Source organism: Bradyrhizobium cedriense (assembly GCF_054602315.1).
In genome coordinates, this window is record NZ_JBTSWB010000002.1 from 1,047,394 (window position 1) to 1,067,904 (window position 20,511).

Here is a 20,511-nt window from a genome sequence, read left to right on the forward strand (position 1 = left end):
GGGCCGTGCGTCAGCTCGGCATCGCGATGTCGGGACGACGCTGTCTCCACGGCATTGCAGCCTCGAAGGCGGCGGCTGCCTGCAGGACGCCAAGATCGTCGAAGCGCCGGCTGACGATCTGCAGGCCCACGGGCAGGCCGGCGCGGGTCATGCCGCAAGGCACGCTCGCCGCAGGGTGGCTCGACATGTTGAAGGGATAGAGGAATTCCGCCCATTCAAGCCAATCCCAATCGTGCTCGGGCCAATGTTCCGGCCTGACCCGCTCGACGGGAAAGGCCGCAACCGAGGCGACCGGCGTGACGAGATAATCCCAATCCTCGAGGAAGCTCGATATCTCGGCGACGTACGCGTATTTGCGCTCGCGCATGTTCATGTACTCGGTCGCGGAATAGTTGGCTCCCTCGCGAATGCAGGCGACGAGGTCACTGCCCATGCTGCCCTCCCATTCCGGCAGCAGTCCGGCCCGGCGCCCCCAGAGAGCCGCCCAGAAAAAACGCCCGAGTTCCGGTCCCTGCGGTCCCCATGGCGGCGTCACGATCTCAACTTCGGCCTGAAGCTCTCCGGCAAAGACCTTGGCCGCGGATGCGACGATCCCTGCGATCTCGTCATCGACACGGGCGTGACCGAGGTCGGGGCTGAAGGCGATGCGCCTGCCCTTCATCGAGGTCTTGAGCTTTGCGAGATAGGCATCGGGTGCCGCTTCGCAGGACGTGTGGTCGAGCGGATGCGGCCCGGCCATTGTCTCCAGCATCAGCGCGGCATCGGCAACGGTTCGCGTCATCGGGCCGATATAGGTGGCGTAGTCGTTGTTGGAGACCGGCGCATAGGGGACCCGGCCGAAGGTCGGCTTCAAGCCGAAGACGCCACAGAAATGGGACGGCATCCGGATCGAGCCGGCTCCATCAGAGCCGAGGTGCAGCGGTCCGTAGCCGGCCGCTGCACCTGCGCCTGCGCCTGCAGACGAGGCGCCGGCATTGAAGCCGCGTTTCCATGGGTTGTGCGTCACGCCCGTCACCGGATTGCGGCTGATGCCGGACCAGCCGAATTCGGACATCGTGGTCTTGCCGAGAATGATCGCGCCGGCATCGCGCAGGCGCGCCACGACGATATTATCCTCGCGGGCAACAGGGCCCTTCAGCGCATGCGTGCAGGTCGCCGTTTCGTAGCCGGCCACGCCGAAGGCGTCTTTGATCGTGACCGGAATTCCTTCGAGAGGCCGAGCCTCTCCGCTGCGCAGGCGCCGCTCGGATTCCCGTGCTGCCGCCAATGCGTCGTCTCTCATCACCACGGAAAACGCGTTGATCGCCGGCTCGAGCGCCGCGATCCGGTCGAGGACGCCGGATACGGCTTCTACCGGCGAGAGCTCGCGGCGTTCAAAGCGCGCCTTCAACTCCAGCGCGGTTGCGTAACCCAGTTCGGCGTGCAAGTCGTTCATGTTTTCGGCCATCCACCGAGGTGTTGATTGCATTGGTCGACGTGTGATCGACGGGCCTTGAGGATCAGGCCTTCTTCACACCGTAGAACTGGGAGAAGCCCAAGGGAATGTCGCTGAGCTTCTGGGAGTACGCGGCCGGCTGCGCAAAGTAGCCGAGCGGCAGATACGGGGTATCCTGCATGGCCTGGGCCTGGATTTCCCGAACCAGCCGCCGTCTTTCCTTGTCGTCCTGAGCCGACAGAAATGCGAGGCGCAGGGCTTCGATCTTTTCGCTGCTCGGCCAGCCGAAGGTGCCGGCCTTTCCGATGCCTCTCAGGTAGGAGTGAGCCGCGGGATTGATGGCGGAGGCGCCCGGGACGTAATTGCACCATGCGCTCCAGCCACCCTGGTCGAGCGGGCGCTGCGACGCGATGCGCTGCAACACGGTGCCCCAATCGGACACCTGGTAATCGACTTCAAGGCCGGCGGCGACCAGGCTCATGGAATTGAGCGCGTGGAGGTCGGTCGGGACGACGAAGACGACACGCTCGCCCTTGTAGCCCGCCGCCTGCAGATCGCGCTTGGCCTTGGCGTAATCCGGCGCCCCCGCGAAGACCTCCATGCCGGCATCGTTTGCGAAGGGGGAGGCGGGCAGGAAGAAGCCGACATTGTCCTTCCAGAAAGCGCCATTGGTGCCCATGACGGCCGTCATGAATTCCGTCTGGCTGATGGCCGACAGGATGGCACGACGGATTGCCGGATTGTCAAAGGGGGGAACAAGATGATTGAGCCTAATCATCGCGAGATAGCCGCCGGTGTCCTTGACCTCGACCTTGATGTTGCCGCGCTTGCCGAGCAGCGGCAACAAGTCCGGAGTCGGTTGCTCCCACCAGTCGACTTCGCCGACCTGCAGGGCGGCCGCGGCCGTCGCCGCATCCGGCAGAACGCGCCAGATCACGCGGTCGAGGTGGACGGTCTTGGGGCCGGCCATGAAGCTGGCGGTGCCGGATGGTCGCGGTACGTAGCCGTCAAACCGCTTGTAGACGACCTGGGATCCGACGATGCGTTCGTCCGGCACGAACTGGAACGGTCCGCTGCCGATCATCTCCTTGACCTGCTCCGTGCCCGGCGTGAGCGCGAGGCGCTCGGGCATGACGGGGCAGACGCTTGACGGCTTGCCCAGCGCATAGGGCAGCAAGGGAAAAGGCTTCTTCAGGTCGAAGACGATCGTGTTGTCGGACGTTGCGGAGATTTCAGCGGTGGCGCTCCGAAGATCTCCTCCGAAGACGTCGCGGCTCCACCAGCGCTTGATGCTGGCCACGGCATCCCGCGCCAGGACCCGTTCTCCGTCGTGAAACTTCAATCCCTCTCGCAGCGTCAATGTCCAGCGCAGGCCGTCGCGGTCGATCTCGTGACCAGCTACCATCTGCGGCTGTGCTTCGAAACGTTCGTCGACGCCGTAGAGCGTGTCGAACACCAGCAACGCATGGTTGCGGGTCACAAGCCCCGTCGTCTGCACAGGATCGAGCAAAGTGAGATCGGATTGCGGAACGAAGGTCAGGACCTTCTCACCCGCCGCCGAGGCGAGGCGAGGCGCTGCAACTGTGGCCGTTGCCGTGGCGGTTGCGGCTTTCAAGAAGTCTCGGCGGTTCATGGCACTCCTTACAGGGAAACGGAGATCGGGCGCGGACCTCACCTGCGCGGAATGATAGTGATATGAATTTCGAATATAAAGCGGAGTCTTTGGGCGTATCACCCAGGGAAAGATCCCTGCATTTTCACGATCATAGTGAAATATGAGCACAAAATGGTCACTGAGCCGCCCATAGCGGAAGCAGGGGCGCGTGGGCACCCTAGAAGATAGTGAAATTTATTATGACTAAGGCGTGCTCAGGGCGCGCGCCGCTCGACGACTTCCGGAAGGTAGCATCGCAAATATGCGATGGAGCACCTGATCGATTCCTCGAGATATTCCGGGGTGATGGATCGATGGAGGCTGTAGGACAGCGCCCAGACTCCATCCACGAGCGCGATCGACACCGCGACCCATTTCTCCAGATCCGGTACCTTGGGCATGTCGAACGTCGCCCGCAGATAGGCGGTGCGCTGCTTTGCGAGATGGGCGTTGCCGCTGAGATCCGTGTTTCTCACCTCGACGCTGACGCCTGCGCCCATGAAAAGCCGCAGCGCTGCAGGATTGCGATTCAGATGCGCTGCGCCGGCCTTCTGGCTGTTGGCGATGTAGTGCTGCCAGGTCTGAGGACGAGGATGAACCGGGCCCGCGGCGCGTGCCGCGATCTCGGCGTGATAGCGTTGCGCCAGGGCTACGAAGGCCGCGCCTCGGTTCGGAAAGAAGTGATAGACTGAGGCGAGAGGCACATCTGCTCTCTCCGCGATTTGAGCGAGGCTGATATCCTCGTCCAGCCGTTCGGCGAGCAGGTCTGCGGTGGCATCGAGCAGAAGCTGAAGCCGCTCGCGACCGCGCTTGCGCATCGGCGAACGACGTCCAGCACCCGATTCTTTGCCGTTCCCCAAATCGTTCGCCATCACGCGCAGAGATTCAGACGAAGCGCGAAGCACTGAAATGCACTGCGCGCATCGACAGCCCGGCGTGTACCGGTCATCGTAGTTACCATCAACCCCTTGGTCAGATCAACCGGCGCTGCCGACGTGAAGCTGTCGCATCGCGTCGGTCGCGGTCGGACATCCGGGCGGGATGCACTGATGGTGATGCCATGCTCGCCGATCTCGCACGACCGGCTGTTCCGCAACCGAGAATGATCTTGCGACACCTCCAGACTTGATCCTGATGGCCGACCGCCCGCCGCGTCCGGAAGACGCGATCGCCTAGAGGGTTTGTCCTGCGGGGCAGGCGTCAGGCGACAGGAAGCAATCCGCAGAAGCGGCGATCGAAATGCACCAGCGGATCCTTTTCGTCCTCGAGCCGGGCGGCCTTCACCTCGCAGAACAGCACCGAATGCTGACCGACCGCTTTCTCCTCCACGATTTGACAGTCCAGCACCGCGAGGGCACCGGCCAGTGCCGGCACGCCGCTCGCCATCTCGACCCATTCGGCGCGCTCGAACCGCTCCCCGCCCTTGATGGTCGAGGACGAGAACAGCTCCGCGAGCTCGACCTGGTCGGAGCCCAGCAGGTTCACGCTGACGCGCCGGGTCGAACGCATCGTCTCATAGGCTCCGGCGTCGCGGTTGACGCAGGCGATCAGCATGGGCGGATCGAGCGTCAGCGAGCACACGGCCGTCATGGTCAAGCCGTGACGCTCGCCGTCCCTCGCACTGGCCAGGATGCAGACGCCGCCCGCCAGACGGCGCATGCTCTGCTTGAATACCGCAGGGGAGATCGGCGTCTCCCCGGTCGTAACGGCTTGCTCTATCGCCATATCGCGCTGCCCTCGATGTCGCTGGTACAGGTTCGCATGCGTGGTGACGCCGGCCGGACGAGCGGGACGAGCCCGTGCCGCCTTCTACCCGGACCGGGCGTCAGGCTCACACAGCCTCAGGCGAGCGGTGCCGCGCGCGGGTTTTCACCGATGTCGCCCAGAAGCGCGATCTGTCCGCGCAGTCCGGACACGGTGTCGAAGTCGATCACCGCGTGATGGCAGGCCGTGTTGATGTCGCGATAGGCGCGATAGACGTCGCTGCCCTCGTAGACGCCATGCGCGCCGGAGGCGGCGAACAGCCTGTCGATGGCGCGGCGGCTGAGCTCGACCACATAGGCCGCATCCCAGCGGAACTGGACGCGTTCGGCCGGGGGCATGGGACCTGCGTCGGCGGCGATCGCCTGGTCGAAGCGTTCGCACATGTTGTCGAGCAGCCGCCGCGCGGCGGCCACTTCGGCGCTGGCTTCGGCCACCCGCTGCTGCATGTTGGCATTCTGCGCCTTCGACACGCCGTGCGCGGTCGTGCGGACCGAGGTCCGATCGATGAAATGCTTGAGGCCGCGCTCGGCCATGCCGAGCACCGAGCCCGACAGCATCGAGGATAGTCCGGCATAGACCGGCAGCCGATAGAGCGGGCTGTCGGTGTGCGGGCTCATCCCCATGAAGGTGGGGAAGGTCGGCATCGCGCGATGCTCGGGCACGAACACCTCCCGCGCAACGAGATCCTTGGAGCCGGTACCGCGCATGCCGAGCGTGTGCCAGGTATCGTCGATCTCGATGTCCGCGGCGGGCACCATGACGTGGTAGTTGAGGTAGCCGTCGGCCTCCGGATTCTTGACCCTCGCGCCCAGGATGAACCAGGGCGAATGATCGCAGCCGCTGCCGAACTGCCAGCGCCCGCTGAGGCGCCATCCGCCGCCGACGCGTTCGATCGTCCCCTGCGGCGCCAGCGCGCCGGCAAGCAGATTGTCGGCGTCACCCTCATAGACCTCCTTCTGGCACTCCTGCGAGAACCGCCCAATGATGTAATCGTGGGCGACGCAGACCATCAGCACCCAGCTCGCCGCCGAGCAGCTGTGCGCGAGCTCCGCGCAGGTCCAGATGTGCGCGCTCGGGGACAGTTCGAAGCCGCCGAACGCCTTGGGAGTCAGGGCCCGCGCCAGGCCGGATTGGCGCAGCGCCGCCGCTGCATCGTCGTCGAGCCGGCGCAGCCGCTCGCTGTTCGCGGCGGTGGCGTCGAGGCGCGGCAGGATGGCGCGCGCCGCGCTCTTGTAGTCGAAAGCGGCCGTAGGCGATCCGGTCCAGTATTCACCCTTCGATACGTTGATGTGGTTCATCGCTTGCTCCTTGATGTCCGTGGTGACGGGATTTGCGGGACGCGCGGCGGTGATCCGCCGATGCGTGGCCGCTCTCGGGATTGAGGGAATGGCTGCGGCGGCATCACGCGGTCGCTCCGGGCGGGAGCGGCGTCTTGCTTCCGCCAGTTCCGAGATAGGTGGCGACGACGTTCGCGTCGGCTTGCAGCTCGGCGGCGGGTCCCTCCAGGACCACGCGGCCACCTTCGATCACATAGCCGTAGTCGGCGATCTGCAGCGCCGCCCTGGCGTTCTGCTCGACGATGAGAAGCGAGACCCCGCGCTCGCGCAGCGACACGACGACGCGAAGGATCTCGCGCACGATGCGCGGCGCCAGACCGAGAGACGGTTCGTCCAGCATCAGCAAGGTCGGACGGGCCATCAGCGCCCGCCCGATCGCGAGCATCTGCCGCTCGCCGCCCGACAGCGTGCCGGCGCGTTGCGCCTTGCGCTCGCGCAGGCGAGGAAACAGGTCATAGACGCCTTCGATGTCGGCGTCGAAATTCCGTTCGCCCTTGCGGAAGCGGGCGTAGGTGCCGAGGATCAGATTGTCCAGCACCGACATTTCGGTGAAAAGCTCGCGGCTTTCCGGCACGAGACACATGCCCTGCGCGACGCGATCCTCGACCGCCAGCCGGGTAATGTCGGCGCCCGCAAGCAACAGTCCGCCGGAGCAGGGAACCAGTCCCATGAGCGCGTTCAACAGGCTGCTCTTGCCCGCTCCGTTCGGGCCGATGACGGTGACGATCTGCCCGCGCGCGACCCGCAGCGCGACGCCCGCGACAGCCTCTATCTTTCCATAGGCGACGTGAATGTCGCGTGCCTCCAGCAGGGTGTCGTTCATTCGATCCCCCCAGGTAGGCTTCGATCACCTTGGGATCGTTCTGGATCTCGCGCGGCGTTCCCGACGCGATCTGCTGGCCGTAGTCCAGCACGACGAGCCGGTCGACGAGGTTCATCACGAAGTCCATGTCGTGCTCGACGATCAGGACGGAGATGCCGTCGGCCCGCAGCGCCCGCAGCACGTCGGCGAGGGCCTGCTTCTCCTGAAAGCGCAGGCCGGCCGCCGGTTCGTCCAGCAGGAGGATGAGCGGATCGGCAGCCATCGCGCGCGCAATTTCGAGCACCCTCTGCTTGCCGAGCGGAAGATTGCCGGCGTCGACCGCAACATCGGCAGCGAGGCCGGTCATGCCGAGCTGGTGCTGTGCCTCGCGCAGCAGCTGCTGCTCCTGGCCACGATCGAGGCGGACCATCGACGCCACGGCACCCACGCCCGCCCGATGGTGAGCGCCCACCGCAACGTTCTCGAGCACGCTCATGTCGGCCTGGAGAATGACGTGCTGAAACGTTCGCGCGATGCCGCGCTCGGCCAGCCGGTGGGGAGCAAGGGTGTCGATACGCTCGTCTCGGAACCAGATCTCTCCGCTGGTCGGCGCCAGCACGCCCGTGATCACGTTGAACAGCGTGCTCTTGCCGGCGCCGTTGGGACCGATCAGGCCGACAATCTCGCCGGGATGGACCTCGAAGCTCACGTCATTGACGGCGACGAGTCCACCGAACTGCTTCCTCGCTCGCTTCACCGAGAGAAGGGCATCGCCGGCTGCGACCCGCGGCCGCCGCGGCAGGCGTTCGCCGCCCGGCAGCACCTTGGCGCTGGCCCGGACCGGCAGATAGCGCTTCACCAGGCTCATGACGCCGCCGCCCGAGCCCTGCAGCAGCACGACCATCAGCAGCCCGAACACGCTCAGCTCGAAATGGCTGGAGCCGCCGACCAGAACCGGCAGCGTCTCGCGCAGCCAGTTGCGCAGGAATTCGACCAGCGCAGGTCCGACCAGCGCGCCCGACAGGTGAGATGAGCCGCCGACCACGACCATGAACATGTAGTCGATCGAGGCATTGGCATTGAAGGGGCCCGGATTCACCACGCCGAGATAGTGCGCGATCAGCCAGCCAGAGATTCCCGCGAACATCGCGGCGATGACGAAGGCCTTGGTCTTCAGCTTCGAGATGTCGATGCCGAAGCTCCTCGCCATGGTGGCGTGCCGGACGACGCGCAGGGCCCGCCCGGTGCGGCTGTCGAGCAGATTGCCCGTCATCACCATGACGATCGCGACGATCGTCCACACCACCCAATGGACGGACCTCGTGTCGGCGAACGATGCCCCGAACAGGGTCAATGCGGGGATTCCGGAAAGGCCGTTATAACCTCCCAGAAACGCGACATTGCCGAACAGGTAATAAAGCGCGATGGCCCAGGCGAGAGTGCCGAGGACCAGGTAGTGGCCCGAGAGCCTGATCGTCAGCCAGCTCAAGCCGAGCGCCGAGGCTCCCGTCACCAGCAGTGCGGCCGGAAGCGTTTCCCAGGCCGACCATCCGAGCCTCGTGCTGAGCAGGGCGGCGGTATAGGCGCCGGTGCCGACGAAGGCGGCCTGCCCGAACGAGGCCAGTCCCACCACCCCGGCCAGCAGCACCAGTCCGATGCAGACGATGGCGTTGAGACCGACATAGTTCAACGGCGTCAGATAGGACGTCGGAAAGGCGATCGGAGCGATGCCGAGCAGTGCGACCACTGCAAGCGAGAGCCAGCGCATGGTCACTCCGCGTCGTCAGGCAGGGCGTGCCGACGCCGTTCGATCACGGAACGCCAGATCAGAATGGGGACCAGCAGGGAGAAGACGATCGCTTCCTTGTAGGCCGATGCGAAGAACGAGGCATAGCTCTCGAACAGGCCGAGGAAGATCGAGCCGGCGATCGCTGCAGGAAAGCTCGCCAGCCCGCCCAGCACTGCGCCGATGAAGCCCCGCAGACCGATCAGAAAGCCGCTGTCGTAATAGATGCCGGTGACCGGCGCGATCAGGATTCCCGACAGGCTCCCGATCAGACCGGCGATGCCGAAAGCGATCGTCCCCGCCGTTTCAGGCTTGACGCCGACAAGCCGGGCGCCCCTGCGGTTGAGCGCCACCGCGCGCATCGATTTTCCCCAGAACGTCCGTTCGAAGAACGCGAACAGGCTGCCGGTCAGGGCCAGCGCGACGCCGATCACCAGCAGCAGATGCCAGGAGATCCGCGTCACGCCGATGTCGAGCCGGCCGGTAATGAACGGCGGCGTGCGCATTCCGTCCGGGCCGAAGAAGACGAGGCCGAGGCCCGTGAGCAGGTAGTGAACGGCCACGGCAACGAAGAGCAGGACGAGCACCGGCGAGCCGGCGAGATCGAGAAAGGCGCTGCGATAGATCATCGGCGCCATCGGCACCGTGATCGCCAGGGTGAGAAGCACCTGAGCGAAGATCGGCAGGTCCATCGGCGCGAGCACGATGGCCGCGCCGACGACCGCGGCCGGAAGCACGGCATAGGAGACCGCCATGAGCCACCAATTGGTGCGGCGACCCGACCGCCACGCCCGCATCCCCTCCCGGGCGAGCGTGGCGCCGCCGAGAGCGGCGAGCAGCCAGACCGTCGCCGGCACCTCGTGCCGTTGCAGCACGCCCATGGTGAGCGCGCCGAAGGTGACGAACTCTCCCGCGGGCACCCAGAGGATGCGGGTCACGAGAAACACCAGCAGGATCGACAGCGACAGCAGGGCGTAAATGATGCCCGTCGTCAGTCCGTCCTGCGCCAGGATCAGCGCCATCGTGCCGTTCATCGTCGTGACCTGCGTTCTGTGGGTGCGCCTGTTCGCCGCTTACTTGTAGAGCGCGAACGCGCCGTTCTTGACGATCACGAGGACACGCGACCGAGCGTCCACGCCGTAGCGATCCTGGTCGGTGAACTTGTAGACGGCGTGGGTGCCGACCACTTCGCGGCCCGAGGCCAGAGAGTCGCGCAGCGCGGCGCGGAATTCCGGCGTTCCCGGCTTCGCCTTCGCGGCGGCATCCGGCACGGCGGCGTTGAGAAGCAGCATGGCGTCCCACGCATATCCGGCAAACGGGCTCGGAGCGCCGGGGCCGTACTTCGCCGTATATTTCGCGTCGAAGTCGAGCGCGGCCTTCTTGATCGGGTTGGCGTCGGGAAGACCCGCTGCCACGACGATCGGTCCGGTGGGCAGGATGGCGCCTTCGAGCTGTTTGCCGCCCGCGTTGAGGAACGGCTTCGAGACGGCACCGTGGGTATGGTAGATCTGGCCCTTGAAGCCCTGGTCCTTCAGCGTCAGATGCGGCAGGGTCGCAGGGGTCGCCGAGGCGCCGACGAAGACGGCATCGGGATTGGCATCGAGCAGCTTGAGAACCTGCGCTGTCACCGAGGTGTCGGTCCGGCTGTAGAGCTCCTTGGCGACGATCTGAAGTCCCGCCGCCGTGGCGAGCTGCTCGAAATTCTTCCAGTTGAGCTCGCCCCAGCCGTCATTGTAGCCGATGAAGGCGACGCGCTTGAAGTTGCGCGACTTCATGTCGTCGACGATGGCGCCGACCATGATCTTCGCGGATTGCGGCAGATTGAACAGCCACGCGCGCTGCTCGCTGGGGATGTCGACCGGCACCATCGCGATCTGCGGCGTTCCGCTTTGGGCTGCCGGCGTGAACATCGCCATGGTCGACGGAATGGTATTCGAGCCGAGGATGATGTCGACCTTGTCCTCGTCGATGAACTTGCGCGCGTTCTTGACCGTGGTCGAGGTGTTGCCGCCGTCGTCGAGCACGATCCATTTGACCGGCACGCCGCCGACGTGATCCGGGAAGATCTCCGCCGCGAGCTTGAACGGCGCGCCGACGGCGGCCGTCGCCCCGGTGAAGTCTGCGGTGATGCCGACCTTCATCTCCTGCGAATTTGCCGGACCGGCGCATAAAGCGACGCATGCAGCAGCGAGTGCCAGATGTCTCAAGAACATGCTTTTCTCCTCGAATGATCGTGATGTCGTTGCGTTGACGTGAAGCTGGTGTGCTCAGGCCCGGCGGCGTTCTGAAGCGGATAGACCAATGGAGGGCAGAGCTCGTCCAGAAGCTCCGCGAAACGCAGCGTCGTCAGGTCCTCCAGATACGGCCCGATGATCTGGATTCCGATCGGGAGTCCCCTGGCGAGCGAGATCGGACGAACGGTCGATGGCAGGTAGTTGAGACCTGCGATAGCCATCCAGAACAGCGACTGGTTGTAATCCTGTCTGCGCCCATTGATCTCGATCGTCCGGTCTTCGCGCGGTGATGCGGTGTCGTGTGCAAAGGCCAGCGATGAATGAACGGGGCAGAGAACGACGTCGTAGGTGCGGAAGAATCGCTGCCATGCCTTGCGGCAACGGCCTCGACGGCCGTTGAGCGACAGCCACGAATGGTGCGTCATCCCGGCCGCTCGGCGGACGGCGGCCCGATAGCTTCGGTCGTCGCCCTGCAAGCCGGCCGCCTGGTCCGACGATTGCCTCAGAGTCTCGACGGATGCGCGGCGCGAGCCGACGGCCCGCATCATCATCATGTAGTCCTGCCAGCAGAGCTCCAGATCGATCGGCCATTCCGGCTCGAGATCGACTTGTGCGCCCTGGCGCCGCAGGTCGGCCGCGAGCCCAGTAATGGCGGCCCGGATCGTCTCGTCGACCGCGCAGGCGCGGTGATCGGGCAGCACCGCCACCCGGAAATCGCGCAGCCGCCGGCTCCGGGATTCCGGCAGCGCGAGCTTCCATCCAACGGTTTCGAACCCGCTCGGACCTGCGATGCATTCGAACAGGAAGCGAAGGTCCGAAGCCGATCGCGCCATCGGTCCGATGACGGTCAGATCCGTCTGCGCGGGATCCGCATCCAGCGAATGACCGAGCTGGGACACCACACCGTACGACGGCTTGTGACTGTGCACCCCGCAGAAATGCGCAGGCGTGCGCAGCGACCCCGCAAGGTCGCTGCCGAGCTCGGCACAGGTGAACCCGGCCGCCAGGGCGGCGGCCGAACCGCCGGACGAGCCGCCGCATGTCAACGCGAGGTCCCAGGGATTGTTGGTCGTGCCGTAGAGCGGATTTGCGGTCTGACAGTCCGCCAGCCCTTCCGGCACATTGGTCTTGCCGAAAACGATGGCGCCGGCGGCGGCAAGACGCGCCACGGCGTCGGCGTCGTCCGTGGCGAGATGGCCGGCTCGCGACACCATGCCCCAAGTGGTCGGCAGCCCCGCGACGTCGAAGGATTCCTTGACCGTCAGCGGCAGGCCGTGGAGCGCACCGAGCTCGTCGGGCCGAGAACGCATGCGGGCGTCGTCGGCGGCTGTTGCGAGCGCGAACGCTTGATCGAAGCGGCGGGCGGCCACGGCATTGATCTCGCCGTCGAAGGCCTCGATCTGGGCAATGAAGTCCTGGAGCACCTCGACGCTGGAAATCTCCTTGGCTGCGAGCAGGGCCATGAGATCGTCGGCCGATTTGAACTGGATGCCCACGCGCGTCCCCGTGTGACTACGATCGCCGGCGAAGGGGCGACGCTGCCGGGCACGCGGCGGACCGGGGCGTGCTGGAGAGCGCCGCAGCGGTGAGGCTTCCAACGATCCGTCGCTTCGGAATGTGCACCCGTTTCATCCTGCGTCCCCGTTCAACGGCGCCATTGCCTGAACGCGCACAAATTTTCCCGACGCATTGAGCTAAGTCAAATTCATAGTTATCATCCGCAGCATGAACCAAACGAATGATGCGATCGATCTCAACCTGCTGCGGGTTTTCCTTGCAATCTGGGACCTGCGCAGCCTGACGGCGGCCGGAGACCGCCTCGGCCTGACCCAGCCGGCGATCAGCCACGCCCTGCGGCGGCTGCGCGGCCATTTCAACGATCCGCTGTTCGTGCGGGCGACGAACCGCATGCTGCCGACCGACGCGGCGGTGCGCCTGCACGAACCGCTCGATCAGGCCTTCGCCATCATCAACCGTGCGTTCAAGGAACGCGCCGCGTTCGATCCTCGCCTGACGCAGAGGACGTTCCGCATCGCCATGTCCGACATCGCCGAGGTCTATTCGCTGCCGCAGCTCATGCCCAAGCTGACGCGCATCGCGCCGCTGGCCCGGATCGATGTGGTGCCGTTCGTGCCCGACAACGTCGTCGCCGCGATGCGCTCCGGCGAGGTTGATCTCGCGATCGGTCACGTCAAGAACACCGAGGATTGTACCAGCATCGATGTCTTCAACGACCGGTTCGTCTGCCTCGTCCGTGCGGGCCATCCGATCGCAAAGGGACGGCTCACAAAAGCAAGCTTCGCCGGCCTGCGCTTCTTCTATGCGAGGATAACCTCTCCGATCCATCATCAGACGATCGAGCAATGGTTCGCCGACAGGGATATCGGTTCCCAGATCGCAGTGCGCGGCCACTTCATGGTCGCACCGGAGATCGTACGAAATTCCGATCTCGCCGCCATCTTTCCGGAGTCGCTTGCGATGCGGCTGCACCAGGCCAAGGACTTTCGCCGGCTTGATCTGCCGTTCGATCTCGCCCCGATCGAGGTGAAGGTGCACAGCCATTCCCGCTTCGCCAGCGACAAAGGGATCAGGTGGATGTGCGAGACGGTCTCGGAAATTCTGAGAAATCACATATAGCCGCCTGGGGGCGCCGGTGCACGATGCGTGCTGCCGACCATGTCAGCGTCTGGCGTGTTGCTTCGCTTTTCTGTTGCTCGTCTCCTGTACTGTCCCCGGTGCTTGCGAATTGCCTGAGCGGGACGAGCAGTGCTAACCACGCGATGTGCAGCAAACACGAAAAAGAAAGTTCGAAACGATGGTGTGGGATCCGCAGCAATATCTGAAGTTCTCCGGCCATCGGCTGCGGCCCGCCGTCGATCTCCTGATGCGGATTCCGGATTTTGCCCCGCGCGCGATTGCCGATCTCGGGGCGGGCGCGGGCAACGTGACGAAGCTGATTAGAGAGCGCTGGCCGGATGCGCACGTGACCGGCGTCGAAGGATCGGCCGAGATGGTCGCTGCGGGGCGGAAAGCGGCGCCGGACGTGGAATGGTCACATGAGGATCTCGGCGATTGGGCTCCCGCCGGGCAGTACGACTTGATCTATTCCAATGCTGCGCTGCACTGGCTGCCCGATCACGCGGCACTGTTTCCGTCGGTGATGGAGAAGGTGACGCCTGGGGGCATCTTGGCGGTGCAGATGCCGCGTAACTTCACCGCGCCTTCGCATGTGTTGATCGGCGAGACCGCGCTCGACGGTCCGTGGCGGTCCAAGGTGGAGCATCTCGTCACCCCGCCGCCGGTCGAGGGGCCTGCCTTCTATCACGATCTGCTTGCGCCGATGTCGGCCAATATCGACATCTGGGAGACCGAGTATCTCCAGGTGCTCGAAGGCGAGAACCCCGTGAAGGAATGGACCAAGGGGACCTGGCTGACGCGCTATCTCGACGTGCTGCAAGGTGACGAGAAAGCCGCGTTCGAAGCCGCCTATGCGGCGCGCGTCGCCAAGGCCTATCCGAAGAATGCGGCGGGGCAGACGCTGTTTCCGTTCCGGCGCCTCTTCATGGTCGCTCAGCGCAAGGGCTGACTGCTCTGCCGCAATGCGAGATGCCGCTATTCTCTTGGACTGGCGCGGGTGCCGGGTTGCGCACCAGGCAGTCGTCAAGCTAGCTTGGCTGCGGCAAGTCGGGCTGAGGTCCAGTTGTTGGGGTTGGGGAATTGCTGCCTCGGCAAAACTGTGAAGACGGGCAAGACCAAGCTGCATCATTTCGCCGAGCCGACCGCAAGGCCCGGCAGGAGGTGATGCAGCCGACCTATAAGTGGGCAAAGGGGCGCGTCGGGCAGGAAGTGCTCGATCTCGTCGCCAGGGAACTCGACGTCAAGATGAACTGACGTCTGCGTCGTAATAAGAACAATACCAACGGTCGGGAGTGATCGCGCTCCCGACCGTTGCACTTGAACGATCCAATCGGGGGGAGACCAAGTTGCTGCGCGTGCTGAATCGTTTTCTCGATCATCTCGAGGAGTGGCTGATCGCGACGATGATCGCGGCTGCGACGTCGCTGATCTTCGTCGCCGTGCTGCACCGCTATGGTGCAGGACTGTCGATCGACATCGCCAAATGGGCAGAAGCCCGCAACCTGACCTTCCTCGCCGTGCCCGCGCGTGCCGCGTTCACCTGGCTTGCCGCGCTGGACCTGTCCTGGGCGCAGGAACTCTGCATCTACATGTTCATCTGGATGGCGAAGTTCGGCGCCGCCTACGGCGTGCGTACCGGCATCCATGTCGGCGTTGACGTGCTCGTCAACCTCCTTCCCGGCGGATCGCGCCGTCGCGTCATCACCTTCGGTCTGTTGTGCGGCGCTCTTTTCACCGCCATCGTCGGCTATTTCGGGGCCGCCTTCGTCAGCCACATGTGGCAGAGCGGCCAGCAGTCCAACGATCTCGAAGCGCCGATGTGGATGGTCTATCTCACCATCCCGCTCGGCTCCGGCCTGATGTGCTTCCGCTTCCTCCAGGTCGCCTGGTCGTTTTACCGCACCGGCGAGTTGCCGCATCACGACATGGCCGGGGTCGAGGGCGTCGAGGCGGATCCGGTGCATCCGGCCCCGGTCACGCGCAGCCAGGTCGTCCGCGACGAGCGCAGCCCGCTCGGCTGGATCCTGATGCTGCTGCCGGTCCTGATCGTCGCCATATGCTTCGCCCATGCGGGCCACCTCATCACGCTGCCGCAGGGCGTCCGCGTCGCCATCGTGTTCGCGCTGCTGCTCTCGCTGATGCTGACGGGCATGCCGATCTCGATCGCGCTGGGTCTAACCGTGCTCAGCTTCATGTTCACGCTGACCGACGTGCGAACGGAATCGGTGGCGCTGAAGCTGTTCACCGGCATCGAGAATTTTGAGATCATGGCGATCCCGTTCTTCATCCTCGCCGGCAACTTCCTGACCCATGGCGGCGTCGCGCGGCGGATGATCGCGTTCGCAACCTCGCTGGTCGGCCATTGGTACGGCGGTCTCGCGCTGTCGGGCGTGGTCGCCTGCGCGTTGTTCGCCGCGATCTCCGGCTCCTCGCCGGCGACCGTGGTGGCGATCGGCTCGGTGATCCTGCCTGCGATGGTCGCGCAAGGCTTTCCGAAGCGGTTCGGCGCGGGCGTGATCACGACGTCGGGCTCGCTCGGAATCCTCATTCCGCCGTCGATCCCGATGGTGCTCTACGCCGTGTCCACCAACAGCTCGGTGGGCAAGCTGTTCATCGCCGGCATCGTGCCGGGATTCGTGCTGGCCTCCTTGCTCGGCGCCACGACGTTCTATCGTGCCTGGCGCAACGACTATCCGCGGATGCCGAAGGCCACCTTCCTCGAGCGTCTCGATGCATTCCGAAAGTCGATCTGGGGCATCCTGCTGATCGTGATCGTGATCGGCGGCATCTACAGCGGTCTGTTCACGCCGACTGAAGCCGCCGCCGTCAGCGCGGTCTACGCCTTCATCGTCGCGGTGTTCATCTACAAGGATTTGAAGCTGCGCGACGTGCCGCGCGTGCTGCTGTCATCGGCGAATCTCTCCGCGATGCTGCTCTACATCATCACCAACGCCGTGCTGTTCTCGTTCCTGATGACATACGAGAACGTGCCGCAGGCGCTGGCGCAATGGATGATCGACCTGGGCCTCGGGTGGATCGGCTTCCTGCTGCTCGTCAACCTGCTGCTGCTGGTGGCGGGCAACGTGATGGAGCCGTCCTCCATCATCCTGATCTTGGCGCCGATCCTGTTTCCGGTCGCGATCAAGCTCGGCATCGATCCGATCCATTTCGGCATCCTGATGACGGTCAACATGGAGGTCGGACTGTGCCATCCGCCCGTCGGCCTCAATCTCTACGTTGCATCGGGTATCGCCAAAATGGGCATCACCGAGCTCACGGTCGCGGTGTGGCCGTGGCTGCTGACGATGCTGGGATTCCTGGTGGTGGTGACATACTGGCCCGGCCTGTCGCTCTGGCTGCCTCGCTTGCTGGGCATGTAGCCACCGTGTGTCGCGGACGGAGACGATGAGCACGCGTCTCCGTCCGTCCTCATCCGTCCTGGGCGAGACATGGCTAATGCGCGGTAAATCCGCACGCGCAAATGCGATCGTCGAGTAGCGAATGCATCTTTACGGGTCTGCGGTAGTTCAATGCCAGCGATCGGAGCTGGCATGTTCTTCAACAGAATGGAATCCGGACCGGCGTCGATTTCGGACGCCGTCCATTTGGAAGTCATCACGGGCCTTCACGGCACGATGATGCCCACCATTCTCGCGGCCGCCTGCCAGGCGATGGTCGGCGCCATCACGACCTACGAGACCGGTGACGTGCTGACGGCCGGCCTGACGGCCGCCGGCGTGGTGGTGGCGATTGTCCGTCTCGTCGAGATATTTGCGTTCCGCCGCCGCCTCGCGGCCCCGTCACGGCTCGGCCGGGCCGAGGCCGTGCACTGGGAGCGGCGCTACATTGCCGGCACCGTGGTAACGGCCCTCGTGCTCGGCGCGTTTGCCGCGCGCAGCATCGTGCTGAACGATGCGCTCTGCTGCGTGATGGCGATGGGTATCGGTTTCGGCTTCGGCGCCGGCGTGGTGGCGCGGCTGGCACTACGTCCCGTCGCGGCGCTGCTCGATCTCATCGCGATCGCCGCGCCTGCCGCAATCGTGAGCTTCATGCAGCCCGATCTCCGCCATGTCGGGCTCGGTCTCCTCATCCTGATGTACGTGGTCGCGAGCTTCGAGATGGTTCGGCTCAGTTTCAACGCCTCGATTGGCCAGATCACGCTCAAGCGCCAGTTCGAACAGCTCGCGCGCTCCGACCCGATGACCGGCGTGTCCAATCGTTCGGTGCTGGCGAAGGACTTGCCCGAGATGCTGACGGCCGGGATGGTTGCCGTCCATACGCTGGATCTCGACCGCTTCAAGGAAGCCAACGACCGGTTCGGCCACCCCGCCGGGGATGCGCTGCTGAAGCAGGTCGCCGGGCGGCTCAAGGCGCTGGCCGCGCCTGACGACCTCGTGATCCGCATGGGCGGCGACGAGTTCGTCCTGGTGCAGAGCGCCGCGTCCGATGCGGAGGCGATGGCACGGCGGATCGTGCAATCGATCGGCAGGCCATACGAGGTTGACGGACAGGTGATCGATCTCGGTGCGAGCGTCGGCGTTGCCGTCGCGCCGGACGACGGCCGAACCGCAGAGGCGCTGCTGTCGCGCTCGGACAAGGCGCTGTACCGGGCCAAGCAGAATCGTGGCGGCTACGTGCTGGCCAGCGAGCTGCGCACGGCGGACAGCGCCACGGCATCGCGCCAAGCCGTTGAAGGCGTCGCTGCTTAGACGGTGCACCTCTCCTCTCGGGGAGGTGAGAAGGGACGTGAGAATCTCGTTCCATTTCGTTCGTCTCCTCCGATGGCAATCGAGCGCAAGATGCGGTTAGATGCCGTGCATCAGGCCGGGAGGACACAAATGACCGAACTCAGCAATGAGCCGAAGGACGCAACGCAGTCCGTCATTGTGCAGCAAACGGCGATGCTGAACGCGTTGCCGTTTTCCGACACGCGGGATTTCGACGACGCCGCGCGCGGCTTCCTCGGCACGATCGAGAACGCGGCCATCACGAATCCGCAAGGGCGGACGGTCTGGAGCCTCGAGCCCTACGGCTTCCTGTCCGCCGAGCAGGCACCGCCCACGGTGAATCCGAGCCTTTGGCGGCAGTCGCGGCTCAACATGCAGCACGGACTGTTCGAGGTCGTGCCCGGCGTCTACCAGGTGCGCGGGCTCGACATCGCAAACATGACGCTGATCGAGGGCGACAGCGGCGTCATCGTCGTGGACACGCTGACATCGATCGAAGGTGCCCGCGCTGCGCTCGATCTCTACTTCAAGCACCGCGGCATGCGGCCGGTCGCGGCGATCATCTTCACCCATACCCACACCGACCATTGGGGCGGCGCGCGCGGCGTTCTGGAGGAGGACGCGCTCGCCACTGGCAGCGTTCCGATCATCGCACCGAACCTGTTCATGGAGCACGCGGTCTCCGAGAACATCATCGCAGGGCCGGCTATGTTGCGCCGGGCGCAGTATCAGTTCGGTCCGCTCCTCGCCAAGGGGGTGCGCGGGCAGGTCGATTGTGGCCTCGGCAAGTCGATGGCGGCCGGATCGGTCGCGCTGTTGCGCCCCACGGACTTTATCATGGCGACCGGCGATACGCGCGTGATCGATGGGGTCGCATTCGAATTCCAGATGGCGCCGAACAGCGAAGCTCCGGCGGAGATGCACTTCTTCGTACCGCGCTACAAGCTGTTGAACCTCGCCGAGAACTGCACGCACAATTTCCACAATCTGCTGCCGTTCCGCGGCGCCGACGTGCGGGACGCCCTGGCCTGGTCCAAATATCTGGGCGAGGCGTTGCAGCTCTGGGACGGCAAGGCCGAGGCGATGTGCGGCCAGCACCATTGGCCGGTGTGGGGGCGCGAGCGGATCGGCACGATGATCCGCCAGCAGCGCGACCTCTACAAGTTCGCGCATGACCAGACCATCCGCCTGATGAACCACGGCCTGACCGCAGCCGAAATCGCAGAGACGATCCAGCTGCCGAAAAGTCTGGAGGGCGCCTGGCACGGCCGCGGCTATTACGGCCACATCCGCCACAATGTGAAGGCGATCTACCAGAAATATCTCGGCTGGTACGATGCCAATCCGGTCAATCTCGATCCGCTGCCGCCGGTCGAGTCGGGCAGGAAGTATGTCGAGTACATGGGCGGCGCGGACGCCATCCTCGCGCGGGCGGCTGCCGATTTCGACAAGGGGGAGTTCCGTTTCGTCGCCCAAGTGCTCGGCCATCTCGTCTTTGCCGAGCCGGACAATGCGGCGGCGCGCGCTTTGCTGGCGGACACGCTCGAGCAACTCGGTTATGCCGCCGAGAGCGCGACCTGGCGCAACGCCTATCTGTTCGGCGCGCAGGAATTGCGCCAGGGCATGCCGAAAGTGCCGACGCGCCCGCCGATGCCGCGCGAAACGCTGGCGGCGCTGCGCACCTCCCAGCTCTGGGACGTGCTCGGCATCCGCCTCAACGGTCCCAAGGCGGAAGGCAAGCATATCGTCTTGAACTGGCGCTTTTCCGACACCGGCGAGACGTTCGTGCTCAATCTGGAGAACTGTGCGCTCACTTACACCGAGGGCGTGCAGGCGGAAAATGCCGACGCCAGCTTCACGCTGGCGCGCGCTACGCTGGATGACGTGATCGCGAAGCTGACGAGCTTTCCGGAAGCGGTCGCCGCCGGCAAGATCAAGCCATCGGGCAACCCGATGCGGCTCGCCGAGCTGATGGGGCTGATGGACGAATTCCCGCGCATGTTCGAAATCGTCGAACCGAAGCGGGCCGTCGTCAGATAGGACGCTATTTCTTTCCCTTCTCCCCTTGTGGGAGAAGGTGGCGCGAAGCGCCGGATGAGGGGTATCGCTCCGCTGGGAGAGTTCCAATGCGGAAG

The 20,511-nt window shown here is 64.8% G+C and carries 14 protein-coding genes and 2 pseudogenes; 6 read left to right on the top strand and 10 right to left on the bottom strand.

Annotated elements, in window-relative coordinates:
• Positions 1-10: 10 nt before the first annotated feature.
• The 10 genes and pseudogenes from ACYCVF_RS11165 to ACYCVF_RS11210 form a co-directional block, all read right to left on the bottom strand.
• Positions 11-1,435 (bottom strand): amidase, encoded by a 1,425-nt coding sequence (locus tag ACYCVF_RS11165; protein ID WP_459602538.1) that lies wholly within the window; start codon positions 1,433-1,435, stop codon positions 11-13.
• 64 nt (positions 1,436-1,499) lie between these two features.
• A complete protein-coding gene (locus ACYCVF_RS11170) occupies positions 1,500-3,068 on the bottom strand; it encodes an ABC transporter substrate-binding protein (RefSeq protein WP_459606557.1) in 1,569 nt (522 codons plus the stop codon).
• A 236-nt stretch (positions 3,069-3,304) separates the two neighbouring features.
• Entirely contained in the window at positions 3,305-3,907 is a 603-nt protein-coding gene (locus ACYCVF_RS11175; RefSeq protein ID WP_459602542.1) for a TetR/AcrR family transcriptional regulator, read from the bottom strand.
• 382 nt (positions 3,908-4,289) lie between these two features.
• Positions 4,290-4,814: a flavin reductase family protein gene (locus ACYCVF_RS11180; protein WP_459602544.1), complete on the bottom strand. Its 525-nt coding sequence runs from the start codon at positions 4,812-4,814 to the stop codon at positions 4,290-4,292.
• 116 nt (positions 4,815-4,930) lie between these two features.
• Complete coding sequence (locus tag ACYCVF_RS11185; RefSeq protein ID WP_459602546.1) at positions 4,931-6,151, bottom strand: acyl-CoA dehydrogenase family protein; 1,221 nt, start codon at positions 6,149-6,151, stop codon at positions 4,931-4,933.
• A 103-nt stretch (positions 6,152-6,254) separates the two neighbouring features.
• On the bottom strand, positions 6,255-7,013 hold the full coding sequence (locus ACYCVF_RS11190) for an ABC transporter ATP-binding protein (protein WP_459602548.1): 759 nt from the start codon (positions 7,011-7,013) through the stop codon (positions 6,255-6,257).
• 10 nt (positions 7,014-7,023) lie between these two features.
• Positions 7,024-8,760, bottom strand: a pseudogene (locus ACYCVF_RS11195) (branched-chain amino acid ABC transporter ATP-binding protein/permease); the annotation flags it as partial.
• A 2-nt stretch (positions 8,761-8,762) separates the two neighbouring features.
• A complete protein-coding gene (locus ACYCVF_RS11200) occupies positions 8,763-9,812 on the bottom strand; it encodes a branched-chain amino acid ABC transporter permease (RefSeq protein ID WP_459602550.1) in 1,050 nt (349 codons plus the stop codon).
• A gap of 39 nt (positions 9,813-9,851) precedes the next feature.
• The gene (locus tag ACYCVF_RS11205) at positions 9,852-10,991 is read right to left on the bottom strand and encodes an ABC transporter substrate-binding protein (RefSeq protein WP_459602552.1); all 1,140 of its coding nucleotides are present in this window, start codon (positions 10,989-10,991) and stop codon (positions 9,852-9,854) included.
• On the bottom strand, positions 10,982-12,508 hold the full coding sequence (locus ACYCVF_RS11210; protein ID WP_459602554.1) for an amidase: 1,527 nt from the start codon (positions 12,506-12,508) through the stop codon (positions 10,982-10,984). The genes ACYCVF_RS11205 and ACYCVF_RS11210 overlap by 10 nt, the downstream gene beginning before the upstream one ends.
• Before the next feature lie 229 nt (positions 12,509-12,737).
• On the opposite strand from ACYCVF_RS11210, the gene ACYCVF_RS11215 reads away from it, so the two are divergent.
• The 6 genes and pseudogenes from ACYCVF_RS11215 (at position 12,738) to ACYCVF_RS11240 (ending at position 20,416) form a co-directional block, all read left to right on the top strand.
• A complete protein-coding gene (locus ACYCVF_RS11215; RefSeq protein ID WP_459602556.1) occupies positions 12,738-13,649 on the top strand; it encodes a LysR family transcriptional regulator in 912 nt (303 codons plus the stop codon).
• A gap of 178 nt (positions 13,650-13,827) precedes the next feature.
• Positions 13,828-14,598, top strand: a complete 771-nt coding sequence (locus tag ACYCVF_RS11220; RefSeq protein ID WP_459602558.1) for a methyltransferase domain-containing protein — start codon at positions 13,828-13,830, stop codon at positions 14,596-14,598.
• A 454-nt stretch (positions 14,599-15,052) separates the two neighbouring features.
• A pseudogene (locus tag ACYCVF_RS11225) lies at positions 15,053-15,529 on the top strand (TRAP transporter small permease); the annotation flags it as partial.
• A 207-nt stretch (positions 15,530-15,736) separates the two neighbouring features.
• Positions 15,737-17,029: a TRAP transporter large permease gene (locus ACYCVF_RS11230; protein ID WP_459602759.1), complete on the top strand. Its 1,293-nt coding sequence runs from the start codon at positions 15,737-15,739 to the stop codon at positions 17,027-17,029.
• 171 nt (positions 17,030-17,200) lie between these two features.
• Positions 17,201-18,358, top strand: coding sequence for a diguanylate cyclase domain-containing protein (locus ACYCVF_RS11235; RefSeq protein WP_459602560.1), 1,158 nt, complete (start codon positions 17,201-17,203; stop codon positions 18,356-18,358).
• A gap of 129 nt (positions 18,359-18,487) precedes the next feature.
• Positions 18,488-20,416, top strand: coding sequence for an alkyl/aryl-sulfatase (locus ACYCVF_RS11240; protein WP_459602562.1), 1,929 nt, complete (start codon positions 18,488-18,490; stop codon positions 20,414-20,416).
• Positions 20,417-20,511: the final 95 nt, after the last annotated feature.